This window comes from uncultured Sulfitobacter sp. (assembly GCF_964021855.1).
In the GTDB taxonomy this organism is placed as follows: Bacteria; Pseudomonadota; Alphaproteobacteria; order Rhodobacterales; family Rhodobacteraceae; genus Sulfitobacter.
In genome coordinates, this window is sequence record NZ_CAXHZD010000005.1 from 1 (window position 1) to 16,076 (window position 16,076).

Below are 16,076 nucleotides of genomic sequence, written 5' to 3' on the forward strand. Positions count from 1 at the left end.
GAAGGTGGCAGGAAATAGGGGGTCTTTCTTCGCATGTCTCGCTCAAAACGTCTCACAGATGCGGACCGCATGGAGATCGTTCGCGAAGCCGCAGAAGGCGTTTCCACTTCAGTGCTGGCGGAACGCTTTGGCGTGTCGGTGCGGGCGATCCAGTACACGCTCAAAGCCGATGCCGAGCGCCAGACGGATGCCGCAATTCCGATCTCAGCAGTCAGTGTGAAGGTCACCGCTGCGGAGCTTGAGGCGCTCGACGCGGTGTTGGCGAAGGCCGGGATCGAGAGCCGGGCCGAGGGGCTGCGGCGGCTGATCCAGGCAGCGGGTGGGGTGTTCGTTCCGGACGCGCAGATGGCAGCAGAGATGGCGCGCTACCGCGCCTCTCTGCACGAGGTCGGTAATGGGGTCGCGCAGATCGCCAAGCAGATGACGCAGTCCAACCGGCGGGGGCAGGCGGCCGTGGGGGGCACGAGTGCCGAGTTCACCGAATTGCGCCTCGCGCAGATGCGCGGACTGGCGCGGTTCATCCTGGATTCCGCTGACGAGATCGATCTGCTCCTGCGCCGTCGTCGCGACGCGATGCAGCTGGAGGCCACAACCGCGCTGAGGGAGTTTGCCCATGCGGCTGAATGATGCCGTCGATGCCGTCACGGGCGAGGTCTTCCGGGATGGCTGGAGCCGGATCCGGGGCTCAATGCAGGGGCTTCACGTGGCCAAGCAGACCCAGCTTACGCGCGCGGCAGCAGGCCACCGGCCAGCGGTGTTCAAGGCGATCAGAGGCGGGGGTACGCATACCAAATCGCAGCTCGCAAACCAGCTCGATTACCTCACCACCAAGTCTACCCATATCGTGGACAGTAGCGGGTTCCTCGATGGCAAGGCGAAGCTCGAAGCGGGTGACATCAAGGACCTCACCGAGCGCTTTGCCAAGCGGTGGGATGCGGGCTTCAAGCCCAAGCTGGGCCAGACCACCCATATGCTCATGTCCTTCCCAGTTGGCACGCGCGGCGAGGATGTGCGCGACATCTCGACGGACGTGGCAGAGCGGTTCTTCCAGACCGATGAGGGGCATTTCGACTACATCATCGCGGTGCATGAGGACCGCGATCATCCCCATGCGCATCTGGTGCTGAACCGCCGCTCGCAAGAAGGCGAGTTCTTCTTTCTGGGGCGCAACCACCGCTTCAACTATGACGACTTCCGCCTCGCCATGGTCGAGGAGGCGGAGAAGTACGGCGTGCGCCTGGAAGCCACGCGCCGGGTGGATCGCGGTGTCGTGCATTACCCGGCCCGCACCCGTGAGGTCTATGCGGCGAAAGAAGAGGGGCGCGCGCCCCGCGAGCGCGAACGCGTGGGCACCGACCTGACGCGGACGCTCGCGGAGATCGCCAATACTAGAACCGTCTACCACTCGCTTGCTGCTGAAGCCTCCCGGGAGGCCCGGGAAGACATCGCCGCGGCACTCTTCCGCGCGGGCGAGGTGCTGGCTCGCGGCGGGCAGGTGGACCGAACAGGAGATGTGTATATGGCCGAGGATCAAAGCTTCGAGGATCTGAGAAGTCTCTATGCGGAGAAGCTCGCGCGGGTGCAGGGCATGATTGCCGAAAAGCCTGACGCCGAACGTCCCTTGTTGGAAAAACGCCTCATCGAGATCCAGACGCAGGTCCAGCACATGCAGCCCTTGGGGCTGCGATCATCCACGCTGTCAGAGACCCCCTCGGAGGGCGGGATCTATTCTGAAGCCAATATCGACGCCAGCCAGCGCGAGCGACTGGCCGAGCCCGACCTGAGATCGCGCATTGACGCGGCACTACGGGGCACGGGGATCAGCACATCGGAAGTGGTGGCCCGGATCGAGACGGGCGCTTCAAATGCAGCGCTCGAGCATCAATGGATCGCCAATGATCTCTCCAAGGTGGCCGAGGCGCGCGATCTGAACCTTGAACGCCGCGCCGATCTGGAACAGGCGCGCGACATTCTCAACGATGTGCACGTCGAACTTGGCACGCTCTTGGAGCGGGAGAACGTGCTGCGCCGGGATGGCGTCATGGAAGCGGAATCGGTCAGTGAGCGGTTCCATTATCACGAGGGCGCGGTGCAGGCGATGGAAGGGACAATCCGTCAGGAGATGCGCGCAGAGGGCCTGACAGCGCAGCAGGTGGAGGACCGGGACTGGGAGGTTGTCTCACGGGCGGAGCGCCGGATCGAGACGGAGCAGCGTGCATATCTCGAGGCACACCCGGACCTGCTTGCACGCCCAGGCGATGTGATCGATCGGTCTGAACCCTACAGGGAAACCATCACCGATGCGGCCCGCGCCAGTGAGATCACCCGCGAGGTCGACCGCATCATGGAGGGACGCGACGTCCGCACGCCCGTTGCAGATGCAGTCACGGATGACTTGCGCGCGCGTTATCCGGACATGCCGTCCCACCTCGCCCGCGGGCTTGGCGCGACCTACGCGGCCGTCGCCCGGATACGCGACACGGAGGCTATCAATCAGGTCCGCCGCGAAACCGAGTTGCGCGAGGGGCTTGGGGTCGGCACGCGCGATGACATCCTCACAACCCGCGATGAAACTGCGCCGCAGTTTGACCGTGCCGACCGCCTTGCAGACGCGATTGCGCGTGTCGTGGACCATGAACGGGCGGGGGAGTTGTCCGCGCCCTTCGAGACCGAGGCGGAGCGGGACGCCTTCCGCGACGAGATCGCGCGGGTGCTGGACGTTCGCCAACGCGACCGGCTCACATCCGGCGATGCCGATGCGCTGGACAAGGTTCTCGAGGACCGCCTCGACCGGCTCTATGTCGCCAAGGTCTACCTGCAATCTGATGCAGCGACGGCCAACACGGAGGCCTTGCGCCAAGTGGTCGATGATCTTGCCGATACCGAATATGAAAAACACCGCGCCACAGACGTGGATGGCGAGACCGAGCGGGGCCAGGTCCATTGAGCGCCTCCATGGGAAAAGCGCGGATCGCAACAGGGGTCTTGCTGGTGACGCTGGTGACCGCTGCCATGGGCTATACCATCGCCTCGGCGGTGCTGACCTACCAGGATCTCGGGTTTGGGGCCGAGATCGACTTTGCCTATATCGCGCAGAACTACATGGCGATCCTCGATCGACGCCCGGAGGACGCCCAACTTATTCACCTGATCATCGGCAGCTTCGCCGCCGCCGGCCTGATGCTGAGCCTTGCCCTCTCGGGCTCCGCCCTGACACGCTTTGGCCAGACCCATTGGCAGACCGCGCGTGAGATGAAAGTCAACGGGTTCTTCGGGGCGCCGGGCACCGGGTTCATCCTCGGCAAGCTGGGGCCGCCGGGCTCCCGCGCCAATTACATTTGCTCCAAGGTCTTCCCCCACGCGCTGATCGTGGCCCCCACGGGCCGTGGCAAAACCACGGGCTTTGTCATTCCGAACCTGCTGACCTGGCAGGGCTCCGCCGTGACGCTCGATGTGAAGGGCGAGTGCTTCGAGGCCACGGCCCGGCATCGCGCAGCCCAAGGCGACAAGGTCTATCGCTTTGCCCCCACCGATTGGGAGGGCAAGCGCACGCATCGTTACAACCCGCTCCTGCGCATCTATCAACTGAAAGACCCCGCCCGCCAGCAGATGGAATTGCAGCTCCTGGCGACGCTCTTCCTGCAGAGCGACAATGACCGGGTGCAGGGCCTCCTCAAAGGCGGGATCGATCTCTTCGTGGCGGCAGGCCTGCTGGCCTTCCAGCGCAAGCGCCCCACCTTGGGCGAGATCTATCGCATCGCGGCCTCGGGTGGGAACAAGCAGAAGGAATACTTCGCGCGCGGCCATGAGGTCGACAACAGAGCGGCCAAGCTGATCTTCACGCGGCTGGCGTCGACCAACAACGATACGCTGACCTCATACGTCTCGCTCCTGATGACCTCGGGGCTCGATCAATGGCAGAACCCGGCCATCGATGAGGCGACGGCAGTCTCGGACTTTGATTTCCGCACGATCCGCAAGAAACCCTTTTCGGTCTATCTCGTCGTCCAGCCGCTGATGGTGAAGCCCCTCGCGCCGCTGATCCGGCTCTTCTTCTCCGATCTCCTCTCCGCCATGCAGGAAAAGGATCCCGGGCCAGACGAGCCCTGGCCTGTGATGATCATGCTCGACGAGTTCAACCGATTGGGCAAAATGCCGATCGTGGTCGAGAGCATCGAGACCCTGCGGACTTATCGTGGCCATCTGGCCGTCGTGACGCAAACCATCCCCGCCCTCGATGAAATCTACGGCGAGAACACCCGCCGCGCGCTGCAGGGCAACGCGGGCGTGAAGCTCTACCTGACACCGTCGGATGAAAAAACCGTCGAAGAGCTGAGCAAAGCGGTTGGCAAGACCACGAAGACCGTCATCACGCGCTCCCAGTCCATCGGCAAGAACCCCTTTGAAGGGCGCAGCCAGTCGACCCGGACCGAAGAAAGCTCTTTGCTGCCCGAAGATGAGGCGCGCCGTCTGCCGCTCGATGAAATCGTCATGGTCATCGATGCCCAGATGCCGGTCCGGGCAAAGCGGATCCAATATTTTGATGATCGGCTGTTCAAGGCGATCCACGCGGCTCAGACGGGGGAGTTGCCGTTTCCGGAGCCGGGGGGAGGGGGGCCGCAGGGGAACCTGCCGCTGAGTGTGCGCGCCATGCCGATGACTCCGCCTTCGAATGGACCAGGTGGACCTGACGCCGTCGTAAAAAACTCAGCTCAGGTTTCTGTGGGTCAACTGTCACGACAAATTGACGGCGTTCCTAAGAAAACCGCGCCTGTCGTTCAAGCCGTCATCGCCGAGGAACAGCGTCAGATGGAGATGGATTTTGAGAGCCAGGTCGTGGATGCTGAAGCTGCGGGCGTCGTTGATGAGGCGCAGATGCGCTCTGCTGTCGACGGCTTGGATGAAATGGAAGCGATGCTGCGGGAGGGGGATGGCGAAAAGCTGGTTGCTCGATAGGGTGGCGGGCATCGTCTGTCTGTCTGTCTGTCTGTCTGTCTGTCAGGGAGGGCGGAAAGCGGCCATTCGCTGCAGGTGCGCGATCCTAATGGGTTTCTGGGAAAGCGGCTATTCGCAACGGCCCGCCTTGAGAATGCTGAACTCGAGCTGGTGTCGATATCGCGCCTATGAACCTATCCTGCTCTTTCGGTCTGATCTTCTATCAATCACGCTGAATGGTGAAGAGTGCAGCTATTCCGGTTGCAGTGTCCTCAAATGAGAGGGTGCCACCATGCAGCTTTGCGATCGTTGAAACAATCGTCAAACCGAGGCCGTGACCATCGATCGTCGCTGTATTCTCTCCGCGCTGAAACGGTGCCAATAGGTTTTCAATGTCAGCGGCAGTGCTTTGTGACCCCTCATCCTCAACCGTGATAGTCGCGGTGTGCGCGTTCGTTTCCAACGATACAGTCGCGCGGCGGCCGTACTTGAGTGCATTGTCAATTAGATTGGTGATAGCTCGTTCGAGAGACACAGACCTTCCCGAGACCACGACATCGCGGTCGCTGGAAAAGACGCCGTAGCCTTGGCGAGACATGAAGATTGATTTCCCGCCTGGCACGATGACATCGTTCGCGGAGCGAAATGTTACAGGACGACCGACGTCCTGGTAGTTCGCAACAATTGCATCAATGAGCGATGTTAGCGACAGGTTGCGAGGTTCTTCAGCGCCCATTTCAACATGAGTATAGGTTAGCACACTCTCGATGATGCCTGTCATTTTGTCGATGTCTGCTTCAAATTTGCGGCGCAACTCCGGGTCTTGGACCAAAGCCGCACGCAATCGAAGTCGGGTGGCTGGCGTGCCAAGGTCGTGGCTTACACCCGAGAGCACGGCGGCCCGGCCCGCCAGCTGATCGCGCTCGACTTCAAGATAGCTGTTAACTGCCGCGATGATATCCTGCAATTCGAGCGGTCCCATTGCGTCGTAGTGTGTGGGTCCACCGACACGGCGACGGTTGCGCAAATGACCGGCAAAGGTCGAAAAGGTCGAAGGAAGGTTCAGCGCTGTCGTCATCAAAATACCGACACCGATTATGCCCAACATACCGGCCAGTAGACGTCGGTCGGGCGGGGCCGCAGCACACCCCCACACTGCTGTGCCATCAAGGTGGACCCATGGGGCATCGCCCATGCGGGCCAATACAAAAGAATCACTGCAAAACACAGCCAGTTTGCGGATGATTTCACCCATGGTTTCTGCCGCCGTCTGGCCGTCGCGGTGAGGCAGGTCCGCAAGGCTGTAGGTTATGCTTGGTGACAGGATCGCCATGGTCACCGCAGCCCCCGTGGTCTGATTGGCGACGTCGGGCAAGATCGGCACGATAGTAATGCGCGGTGCCGTCGGCGCGCCGCTGATCTGGCGGAACGTGCCCGCGTTGGCATGGATTTGATCTGCGTCGGGCAGAGGGCTAAGCGACACACCGTCCGGCGGCGCAGTTCCATTTTGCATCGCGTAATAAATCGTCACGCCAGCTGCATAGGCATCCGTGCTATGGGCGCGCCAATTGGCCGTAGATTTCGTCCACATCCAAAGCGTGCCAGCCCCGATAGCAAGGGCCGCCAGCACCAGCGCAGGACCCATTACACGCAGGCTGTTGAACCTACCCCTCACGAGTCAGAGACCGCGACATCGACTGCGAAGACATAGCCCACACCCCATTCCGTCTTCAGGATCTGGGGGTCTTTGGGGTTGGCCTCAATCTTGTTGCGCAGGCGTCCGACAAGCACGTCGATCGCGCGGCCTGAAGCCTCGTTTGAGACTTGGGCCTCGCCAGTGACATCCAAAGACGTCGCGATTTCTTCGCGAGTCAGGGGGATATGTGGATTGGCGAGCAGCACTTGTAGCAGGGCCGTTTCACGGCGCGACAGGGTGACTTGGATATGGGCGGGGGACAGGATTTCGCCCGATTTGGCGTCATAGGACCAACCGTTAAAGCGAAAGGTTTTGGTGTTGCGGCGGTGCACGAGGGAGGCAGAGCGGCGCGTGCGCGACAACACGGCCTTCACCCGCGCGAGCAGGAGTTCAGGGTTAAACGGCTTGGCGATATAGTCGTCCGCACCCACGGCGTAGCCTTCCATGCGTTGGCTGTCAGCGGACAGGGCCGACACCATGATGATCGGCACATCCTGTTCGGCGCGCAGCTGGCGGCAAATCTCCAGCCCGTTTTCATCGCCAAGCATCACATCAAGCAATACAAGATCAACGCGCCCGCCATCGATATGAGTACGCACCTCTGCGCCGTTGGCGGCAGGCAGGGCGATTGTTCCGTTCTGGCGCAGGAACTGCGTCATCATCTGGCGCATGTCCATGTCGTCATCAACAACCAAGATTCGCGGAATTGCCATGGATCGCCCCCCTTTGATTTGGTTCTATGTAACATCGTGCAACAGAATCCACGCCTTCGTAACGTTGTGTAACGAACCCGCCGGAAAATTGCATGATCCTTGCGAAAGGCCGCGTCCCGGACGTTGCATGGCTGACGCAGCGGCACCAAGCTTGCGCCACTCTGCCCTTGTTGGGCATTTCTTTGGGAGGAAACCAAAATGAAATCTTACGTATTGAGCACCGCATCCGCGATTGCAGTATGTGCCGCTGGCGCAGCCTTCGCAGACGGTCACGCAGAAGCAGAAGTTCTGCACTACTGGACATCCGGTGGCGAAGCTAAGTCTGTTGCCGTTCTTCAGGAAGAGTTTGCTGCCAATGGCGGTACCTGGACTGACATGCCCGTAGCAGGCGGCGGCGGCGACGCGGCTGGTACCGCATTGCGTGCCCGTGTTCTGGCCGGCAACGCACCGACAGCTGCACAGATCAAAGGCCCGGCCATTCAGGAATGGTACCAAGAGGGCGTGCTGGCTGACATCTCATCGGTTGCGGAAGCCAACGACTGGGCCAACCTGTTGCCAGCCTCCATCGCAGCACACATGCAGTGCGAAGGCACTTGGTGTGCAGCCCCTGTGAACGTTCACCGCGTTGACTGGATCTGGGCAAACACAGAAATCCTCGCCGCCAACGGCATCGAGATGCCAACAACATGGGACGAGTTCAACGCAGCAGCCGAAACACTGCAAGCCGCTGGCATCATCCCACTGGCCCACGGTGGTCAGGCTTGGCAGGACGCGACTGTGTTCGAAACAGTTGTTCTTGGCCTCGGTGGGGCCGAGTTTTATCAGGCAGCCCTCGTTGATCTTGACCCGGAAGCCCTGACATCTGACACGATGGTTGCCGTGTTTGACCAGATGCGCACCATGCGCGGCTATGTTGACGACAACTTCTCTGGTCGTGACTGGAACCTCGCCACTGCAATGGTAATGAACGGCGAGGCCGCGTTCCAGATCATGGGTGACTGGGCTAAAGGTGAATTCCTTGCCGCGGGCAAAGTGCCCGGCGTCGATTTCACATGCGCCTCAACTCCTGGTGACGGCTACCTCTACAACGTGGACAGCTTTGCGATGTTCTCTGTTGATGGGGACGGCAAAGCCGCTGGTCAGGAACTTCTGGCTGAACTCATCATGGGCCCGAACTTCCAGGAAGTGTTCAACATGAACAAAGGCTCAATCCCGGCACGTACAGACATCGACCTGTCTGGCTTTGATGAGTGCGCGCAGATTTCTGCGGCTGACATGGCGTCCACGAACGAAGGCGGCACATTGATGCCATCGTACGCACACGGCATGGCATTGTTTGGCGCCCAGTCCGGCGCAATCACCGACGTTGTGACAGCACACTTCAACTCTGACATGTCCTCTGCCGAGGCTGTTCAGATGCTGGCGGAAGCAGTTGCTAACTCCATGTAATCGCTAACGATTTTTGAAATAGGTCCCATCCCGTTCGGGGTGGGGCCACCAAACAAAGGGGGGCTCTACATGACACGCTGGTTGCAGGACAACATGCCAAAGATCGTATTGGCGCCATCATTCATTATCGTCATGGTGTTTGTGTATGGCTTTATCGCCTGGACCGCTTGGGTGTCACTGACACGCTCGCGGCTGATGCCACGCTACGAAATTGACAGCTTCATTCAATATGAACGCCTCGCCGCGTCTCCGCGCTTTGAAACTGCGATGGTCAACCTCGCCATCTTTGGCACGCTGTTTATTGTGATCGCCATGGTGCTGGGTCTGCTTCTGGCCATTCTGCTGGATCAGAAAATCCGCACCGAGGGCGCGATCCGCACGATCTATCTATACCCCATGGCCCTGTCGATGATCGTCACTGGCACCGCATGGAAGTGGATCCTGAACCCTGAACTGGGGATTGAGGCGACCGTCCAGGGCTGGGGATTTGCCGGATTTGAGTTCGGATGGCTCGTTGATCCTGACAAAGCGATCTACACGGTTGTCATTGCCGCGATCTGGCAGAGTTCCGGCTTTGTGATGGCGCTGTTTTTGGCTGGCCTGCGGTCTGTGGACGAAGAAATTATCAAGGCCGCGCAGGTCGATGGCATTCCCACATGGCGCGTCTATTCTGCCATCATCATTCCGTCGATGGCCCCGATTTTCCTCAGCGCGTTCATCGTGCTGGCCCACCTCGCGATCAAGAGCTTTGACCTTGTCATTGCCTTGACCGGAGGGGGCCCCGGATATGCCACCGATCTCCCCGCGACCTACATGTATGCCATGGCGTTTTCGCGCGGTGATATCGGTCAGGCGGCCAGCTCGGCCATGGTGATGATGCTGGTCGTCTTCGCGATTATTGTCCCTTACCTCTATTCAGAATTGAGGACCAAAGATGACTGATATGACCTACAACCCGTCCCGCGGCCAAAGCCCAGCCACCAAAATGGTTCTGCGCATCGTGCTGTATGTTCTGCTGGGCCTGTTCGCGTTGTTCTACTTGATGCCGCTGTTTGTAATGTTGACGACATCTCTGAAATCGCTGGATGAAATCCGCACGGGCGATCTGGTTTCTTTGCCACGCGAAGTGACATTTGATGCCTGGCGTACTGCTTGGTCCACGGCCTGCACTGGCATTCAATGCGAAGGCGTGCGGCCCTATTTCCTGAACTCGCTCCTGATTGCGATCCCTGCGGTGATGATCTCGACCCTCGTTGGCGCGCTGAACGGCTATGTCGTGGCGCAGTGGCGGTTTAAAGGCGCAAACATCTTCTTTGCGCTGATGCTGTTTGGCTGTTTCATCCCGTTCCAAGTCGTTTTGCTGCCGATGGCACGGATGCTAGGGATTATGGGTGTTGCGGGCACTATTCCGGGTCTGATCTTTGTGCACGTGATCTATGGCCTTGGATTCACCACGCTGTTCTTTCGTAACTATTACGTCAGCATCCCATCGGAACTGACAAAGGCGGCGAAAGTTGACGGCGCAGGTTTCTTTCGCATCTTCTGGTCGATCTTCCTGCCGCTGTCGCTGCCGATCATCGTGGTCACCGTCATCTGGCAATTCACCCAAATCTGGAACGACTTCCTGTTCGGGGTGAGCTTTAGCCAAGCGGGCACCCAGCCCGTAACCGTCGCCCTGAACAACATCGTAAACTCAACAACCGGCGTCAAAGAATACAACGTTGATATGGCCGCCGCGATCATCGCCGCTCTGCCAACGCTGCTCGTCTATGTCGTTGCCGGCAAATATTTCATCCGCGGTCTGACCGCAGGTTCTGTGAAAGGATAATTTCCATGGCCCCCATTCTCGACGTAAAGAACCTGTTCAAGAACTACGGCAGCACCGAAGTGCTCAAGGACATCAATGTATCCATCGACGAGGGGGATTTCCTCGTCCTCGTCGGCCCGTCCGGCTGCGGTAAATCCACGCTGTTGAATTGCATCGCAGGGCTGGAACCGATCTCAGGTGGTAATCTGTTTATTGGTGGTCAGAACATGACCAACGTCAGCCCCAAAGACCGCGACATCGCCATGGTGTTCCAGTCTTACGCTTTGTACCCGACCATGTCCGTTGCCAAAAACATCACCTTTGGCATGAAGGTCCGCGGTATTGATCAGGCCACCCAAGACGCCAAGCTGCAACAGGTGGCGACGCAATTGCAGATCGAACCCTTGCTGCACCGCAAGCCCGGTCAATTGTCAGGTGGTCAGCGCCAACGTGTGGCCATGGGCCGTGCGCTGGTGCGCGATCCGAAACTGTTTTTGTTTGACGAACCTCTGTCGAACCTTGATGCCAAGCTGCGCGTCGAAATGCGCACAGAAATCAAGGCGCTGCACCAACGTCTTGGCGCGTCCATGGTCTACGTGACCCACGACCAGATCGAAGCCATGACCCTGGCCACCAAGATCGTTGTGATGAAGGGTGGGATCATCCAGCAGATCGGCACACCTGCAGAAATCTACAACCGTCCGGCCAACCTTTTTGTCGCTGACTTCATGGGATCACCCGCGATGAACCTTATCCCCGCGAGAACTCGTAGGAATGGTAAAGGGATGCTGGTTGAAATCGACCGCAAAGATGGGGACCCAATCGTATTGGCCGATACTCGCAACAAGGACTTGCCCGAGAATGTGATCCTTGGTGTGCGTCCTGAAGACATTGCCGATGCTGCACTTCGCCGCGCCGGAGAAACGCAGGAAGCGGATTGCGTGATCGACATTGTCGAACCCGCTGGTGCCGACACTTTTGCAGTAATGCAACTCGGCGGCAAACATGTAACAGCGCGACTGCATGCCGAGACATCCGCGTCAGCGGGTCAAGCCCAGCGTCTTACGTTTGATCTTGGCAAGGTGTCCTATTTTGAACCTGAAACCGGGCTTCGATTGAACTAGCACATGCGTTTGGTAGCTGACATCGGCGGGACCAACACGCGTATCGGATTGTGTGAGGGCGGCGAGATCGTGTCAGAGACGATCCAAAGCTACGCAAATGACAAGTGGCCCAGTTTCTATGAATTGCTAGCGAGCTACCTCAAGGGCCAGTCGCCCGAGGAGCTTACTGATATGGTTATTGCTGTTGCCGGTCCTGTCAGGGGTGCCCAAGCTCAGTTAACCAATCGAAGTTGGGTCATTGAAACTGGTAAACTGGAAAAGGCGTTCGGCATCGGGCAGGCAATTCTGTTGAACGATCTGACGGCGCTGGGACATGCGGTGTCTGTCCTTGCGCCCAATGGGCTCCAATCCCTCCATAAGAGCAAAAGCCGAAACCCGCAGGTTGGGCAATTCTTGGTGGTCGGTATTGGAACTGGCTTCAATGCGAGCGCCATCATCAAGACCAAGGGTTCGGTGTATTGCCTGAGCGCTGAGGTAGGGCATATTTCAATGCCATTCAGCATATCTAATGAACTTGAAAAGAACGGCGTGCAAGTTGACCGATTTCCAACCGTCGAAACTTTGTTTTCAGGTCGGGGCTTCAGTGCATATTGTCAGATTGTCAGCAAAAACAACATGCTTCAGGGCGTCGACGCAATCGCAACATACGGACAGTTGGATGCGACCTTTGTAACGTCTGCTGTGGATCAATACGCGGCCCTCTTCGGCCAATTGTTGCGCGAACTGTGTCTGGTCTACATGCCGGACTCCGGTATCTACCTTGCAGGCAGCGTAGCGAGGGCGGTAACTGCTAAAGCGGCGGATCATTGTACCGAAGTCTTCGCAAGGCATTGTGACATCAGAAATACACAGCCATCTAATCTGTACACGATTCTGGATGACCGGGCAGCCCTGGTCGGATGCGCTGGGTTCGCACAAGGACCCTTGGATCAGACTGGGTGAACGTTGGCCAATCACAACTCCAATGAAAGATTGCGCTTTTGAATTCAACCCCGTCATTCATGGTTGAGTCGTGTATTTACCACAGCGGCACGTTCAAAAAATGACGCGATCCCCACGAGTTTCTGTTTCGGTGACGCTGCGCCGTGCCACTGCGAAGGAAGCCAAGCTGAATGTCGGGTCAGGGGGAGCAGGCACAAGCACACAGCAATTCAACGTCAGCCTTATCTTTCTCTTCAGACCTCTGGAAACGCGTCGATACCGCTCGCGCAGCGAATGTCCAGTTCGGGGAAGCTGCGCAGCAGCGCTTCACTAAGCCACGAAGGTCCGCTTTGGGCCGTTCTTGACGTTGGCTACTTTGTAGACACGAGGGGGTGTCAAGCTGGCTTTCGCTACAATATATAGCGACATATCCTGCAATGTGATTACCTGACATTCAGATGACCTTGCGATGGGACATTCTTGTGAGTTACCATAGATTGTCTTCAAGGCATTTTTGTCAAACGCCATAAAATGCTCTGTGTCCGCTTGCGTTATTTAGCGAACCTACGATTAGCGTGGTTTAATATGGTCTTTATCTGACAGCTGATGACAGGGCTGCATCAATATCAACACGTCAGGAGTGAGAAATCGCGTCCGCCCGGGTCGAAGGACTATTCCGACACCGAGGCATTTACTGTCCTGTGCGTAATCTCCTCGCCGGTGTTCCGGTCTATCAGAACGGGCGCGATAGGATCACCCGTTTTGCGCGAGAGGAGACTGACAGAGGCCTCACCATTCGGTGGAACGTGCGTATTTGCCCAGTCAATCAGTGTCACCAGCACCGGATAGAGCGCCTTACCCCGGTCGGTCAAACGGTATTCGTGACGCAGCGGGCGTTCCTGATAGGCTTCACGTCGCAACACGCCTGCCGCTTCGAGTTTGCGCAGCCGGTCCGCAAGAACATGTCGCGTGATGCCAAGCCGCTCCTGCATCGGTTCAAACCGACGGATCCCAAGAAAGCAGTCTCTCAGCACCAGCATGGTCCAGCGGTCGCCAATAACGGACAGGCCACGTGCGACCGGGCAGGCCTCTTTGTGAAGATCATTCCATTTCATCGTTAACCCATAGCAAGGATTGACAGGTTCTGAAAGAGAACTTACTCAAAGATAGTTCCAAAATAGAACGCACTAGTAGCGGGTGTGGCCATTTCTGGCAGTAGGATTAAATAGGCGGGCCAAACCATGAGTGACTTAACCAAATATTACCATCGGGTTTTCGGTGCAGGCACCAACCGGGTAAAAGCCTGTGACAACGGGTAGTCCTGCAGCAGTGACGATGGACAGTTCAGCAGCGGTCGCGCGGGCGTCGCGCACAAGGCTCATGCTTGAGGCGCCCATTGGACCAACCCTTGCGAAACTGGCGGCACCCAACGTGCTTGCGATGTTCGTGCAGGCAGCCCAAAGCATTTCAGAAGCTTATTTCGCCAGCGTTTTGGGTGTCACAGCACTTGCAGGGTTGGCCCTTGTGTTTCCGCTGGTCATGCTGACGCAAATGCTGTCGGCAGGTGCCATCGGCGGGGCGATTTCAGCGTCGGTCGCGCGGGCACTCGGAGGGGCAGATGTGGGTCGGGGTGCTGCGCTGACGCTCGCCGCCTGGATCATCGCTGTGGGTTTCGCAGTTATCATGGCTGTACTGGTCGGGCTGTTCGGCACGCAATTCTTCAGACTGCTCGGCGGCGGAGACGAGACCGTGGCGGCCGCAACCACCTACGCGCTTATCTTCTTTCCCGGCTGTGTGGCGGTCTGGCTTTGCAACGCTTCGCTCAGCGTGATCCGTGGCACCGGGAATATGCGGATGCCTGCGCTTTTGTTGCTGATGGTGTCGATCATTTCCATTCCTCTGTCAGGTGGACTTGCTCTTGGCTGGGGGCCGCTGCCTACGCTTGGCATAGCCGGACTGCCGCTTGGCGTGGTTCTGGCTTTTGCGCTCGGGGCGCTCATTGCCATTGGATATATCATATCGGGCCGGGCGGGGCTCAGCTTTCGTGGGGCGTTCGGGCGCGTCAATCCCGGTATGTTCAACGACATCTTGAGCGTGGGCGCGCTGGCGTCGATCAACACGGTCCTAACAACAGCCACCATCATCATGATGACAGGTCTGGTGGGGCGTTATGGCGAGGGCGCGTTGGCAGGCTACGGGCTGGGTGCGCGGCTGGAGTTCCTGATGATCCCCGTGATCTTTGGTATCGGTGCTGCGATGACTGCCATGGTCGGGGCAAATATCGGCGCAGGCCGCACCGACCGCGCGCTGCGCGTCGCCTGGACCGGCTCGCTGGCTGCAGCGGGGATTGTGGGCAGCATCGGCCTGCTGGTGGCGGTGTTTCCGGACCTGTGGCTGGGCATGTTCCTTGATCCATCCAATGCCGAAGCGCTTGATGCCGGGCGCAGCTATTTCCGGTTTGTAGCACCATTCTATGCCTTTTTCGGGTTGGGTCTCGCGCTCTATTTCGCGTCGCAAGGAGCGGGACGCATGATCTGGCCCGTGATCAGCAGTCTAAGCCGGATGGCCGTCGCTTTGGTTGGTGCCCTGATCCTGACCACATACACAGGCATGGGGGTAGACGGCATTTTTGCCGCCATCGGCTGCGCCATGCTGGCCTACGGGCTGATCATCGCCCTCGCCATTTGGCGCGGAGGCTGGAGAAAGGACAAACCATGACGGCACTGTATCTTGAGGACTTCGAAGCGGGACAGACTTTCGGCTCAGGGGAGGTCGCTGTGACGGAGGATGAGATCATCCGCTTTGCAACCCAGTTCGATCCCCAACCTTTCCATCTGGATCCGGAGGCGGCCAAAGTCACATTCTTCGGGGGATTGGCGGCAAGCGGCTGGCAAACGGCGGCGCTGACCATGAAGCTTCTGGTTGGTGGCGAGATGCTCCCGGCCAATGGGATCATAGGCGCGGGTTTTGAATCCCTGAACTGGCCCAGACCCGTCAGGCCCGGCGATACGCTACATGTGGTTTCAGAGATTCTGGAGGTGCGGTCGTCAAAATCCCGCCCGACGCAAGGCATGATCAAGGTGCGTAGCCACACGCTGAACCAGAAAGACGAGGTCGTTCAGGACTCCGTTGGCAATCTGGTCGTCGTGGCGCGGCCGGTACGAACCAGCCGATAGTCTGCGGGGAGCCTGTAACGCGGCCGTAAGTGCTAAGAAGTCGGCCAAATGGAGCACATCAGCAGTCGTGAACAGCCCATTCTGGTGTGCTCCACGAATGGCCGCTTCGGTGCTACCGCACTGCAGCGCAACCTTCTGTCTCGAAAGGCAGGTCTGGGCCGTTCGGGTTGCCAGCCAGAGGCAAAGTACGAGCAAGTATTGCCGCGGCTCTAATGGGCATTGCGAACCCATCGAAGGCCTACAAATCTAGACGAA

General features: G+C 58.7%; 14 protein-coding genes. 10 read left to right on the forward strand and 4 right to left on the reverse strand.

Annotated elements, in window-relative coordinates; all coding sequences use genetic code 11:
* Positions 1-33: 33 nt before the first annotated feature.
* The 3 genes from AADJ11_RS16010 to AADJ11_RS16020 are packed head-to-tail and all read left to right on the forward strand — an operon-like array spanning position 34 to position 4,956.
* On the forward strand, positions 34-627 hold the full coding sequence (locus AADJ11_RS16010; RefSeq protein WP_341235532.1) for a helix-turn-helix domain-containing protein: 594 nt from the start codon (positions 34-36) through the stop codon (positions 625-627).
* The gene (locus tag AADJ11_RS16015) at positions 614-2,947 is read left to right on the forward strand and encodes a relaxase/mobilization nuclease domain-containing protein (RefSeq protein ID WP_341235533.1); all 2,334 of its coding nucleotides are present in this window, start codon (positions 614-616) and stop codon (positions 2,945-2,947) included. Before AADJ11_RS16010 ends, AADJ11_RS16015 begins: the two co-directional genes overlap by 14 nt.
* An 8-nt stretch (positions 2,948-2,955) precedes the next feature.
* Positions 2,956-4,956: a type IV secretory system conjugative DNA transfer family protein gene (locus AADJ11_RS16020; protein WP_341235534.1), complete on the forward strand. Its 2,001-nt coding sequence runs from the start codon at positions 2,956-2,958 to the stop codon at positions 4,954-4,956.
* A gap of 202 nt (positions 4,957-5,158) precedes the next feature.
* On the opposite strand, the gene AADJ11_RS16025 is transcribed toward AADJ11_RS16020, so the two are convergent.
* Both AADJ11_RS16025 and AADJ11_RS16030 read right to left on the reverse strand, forming a co-directional pair.
* A complete protein-coding gene (locus tag AADJ11_RS16025; RefSeq protein WP_341235535.1) occupies positions 5,159-6,580 on the reverse strand; it encodes a HAMP domain-containing sensor histidine kinase in 1,422 nt (473 codons plus the stop codon).
* Positions 6,581-6,606: 26 nt separating this feature from the next.
* Positions 6,607-7,344, reverse strand: a complete 738-nt coding sequence (locus AADJ11_RS16030; RefSeq protein WP_341235536.1) for a response regulator transcription factor — start codon at positions 7,342-7,344, stop codon at positions 6,607-6,609.
* Positions 7,345-7,542: 198 nt separating this feature from the next.
* Here AADJ11_RS16030 and AADJ11_RS16035 point away from each other — a divergent pair, with 198 nt between their 5' ends.
* The 5 genes from AADJ11_RS16035 (at position 7,543) to AADJ11_RS16055 (ending at position 12,666) form a co-directional block, all read left to right on the forward strand.
* The gene (locus AADJ11_RS16035; protein ID WP_341235537.1) at positions 7,543-8,793 is read left to right on the forward strand and encodes an ABC transporter substrate-binding protein; all 1,251 of its coding nucleotides are present in this window, start codon (positions 7,543-7,545) and stop codon (positions 8,791-8,793) included.
* A gap of 69 nt (positions 8,794-8,862) precedes the next feature.
* Positions 8,863-9,735 (forward strand): sugar ABC transporter permease, encoded by an 873-nt coding sequence (locus AADJ11_RS16040; RefSeq protein ID WP_341235538.1) that lies wholly within the window; start codon positions 8,863-8,865, stop codon positions 9,733-9,735.
* Positions 9,728-10,621 (forward strand): carbohydrate ABC transporter permease, encoded by an 894-nt coding sequence (locus tag AADJ11_RS16045; protein WP_341235539.1) that lies wholly within the window; start codon positions 9,728-9,730, stop codon positions 10,619-10,621. The genes AADJ11_RS16040 and AADJ11_RS16045 overlap by 8 nt, the downstream gene beginning before the upstream one ends.
* 5 nt (positions 10,622-10,626) lie before the next feature.
* Entirely contained in the window at positions 10,627-11,724 is a 1,098-nt protein-coding gene (ugpC, locus tag AADJ11_RS16050; RefSeq protein WP_341235540.1) for a sn-glycerol-3-phosphate ABC transporter ATP-binding protein UgpC, read from the forward strand.
* Between the two features lie 3 nt (positions 11,725-11,727).
* Positions 11,728-12,666, forward strand: a complete 939-nt coding sequence (locus AADJ11_RS16055) for a glucokinase (protein ID WP_341235541.1) — start codon at positions 11,728-11,730, stop codon at positions 12,664-12,666.
* A 650-nt stretch (positions 12,667-13,316) separates the two neighbouring features.
* Here the strand turns inward: AADJ11_RS16055 and AADJ11_RS16060 are convergent.
* Complete coding sequence (locus tag AADJ11_RS16060; protein ID WP_341235542.1) at positions 13,317-13,760, reverse strand: helix-turn-helix domain-containing protein; 444 nt, start codon at positions 13,758-13,760, stop codon at positions 13,317-13,319.
* 135 nt (positions 13,761-13,895) lie between these two features.
* Positions 13,896-14,042, reverse strand: a complete 147-nt coding sequence (locus AADJ11_RS16065) for a hypothetical protein (RefSeq protein ID WP_341235543.1) — start codon at positions 14,040-14,042, stop codon at positions 13,896-13,898.
* Here AADJ11_RS16065 and AADJ11_RS16070 point away from each other — a divergent pair.
* Both AADJ11_RS16070 and AADJ11_RS16075 read left to right on the forward strand, forming a co-directional pair.
* Positions 14,026-15,363, forward strand: a complete 1,338-nt coding sequence (locus tag AADJ11_RS16070; protein ID WP_341235544.1) for an MATE family efflux transporter — start codon at positions 14,026-14,028, stop codon at positions 15,361-15,363. The two genes, AADJ11_RS16065 and AADJ11_RS16070, sit on opposite strands and share 17 nt — an antisense overlap.
* Complete coding sequence (locus AADJ11_RS16075) at positions 15,360-15,821, forward strand: MaoC family dehydratase (RefSeq protein WP_341235545.1); 462 nt, start codon at positions 15,360-15,362, stop codon at positions 15,819-15,821. The genes AADJ11_RS16070 and AADJ11_RS16075 overlap by 4 nt, the downstream gene beginning before the upstream one ends.
* The last annotated feature ends 255 nt before the right edge of the window (positions 15,822-16,076 follow it).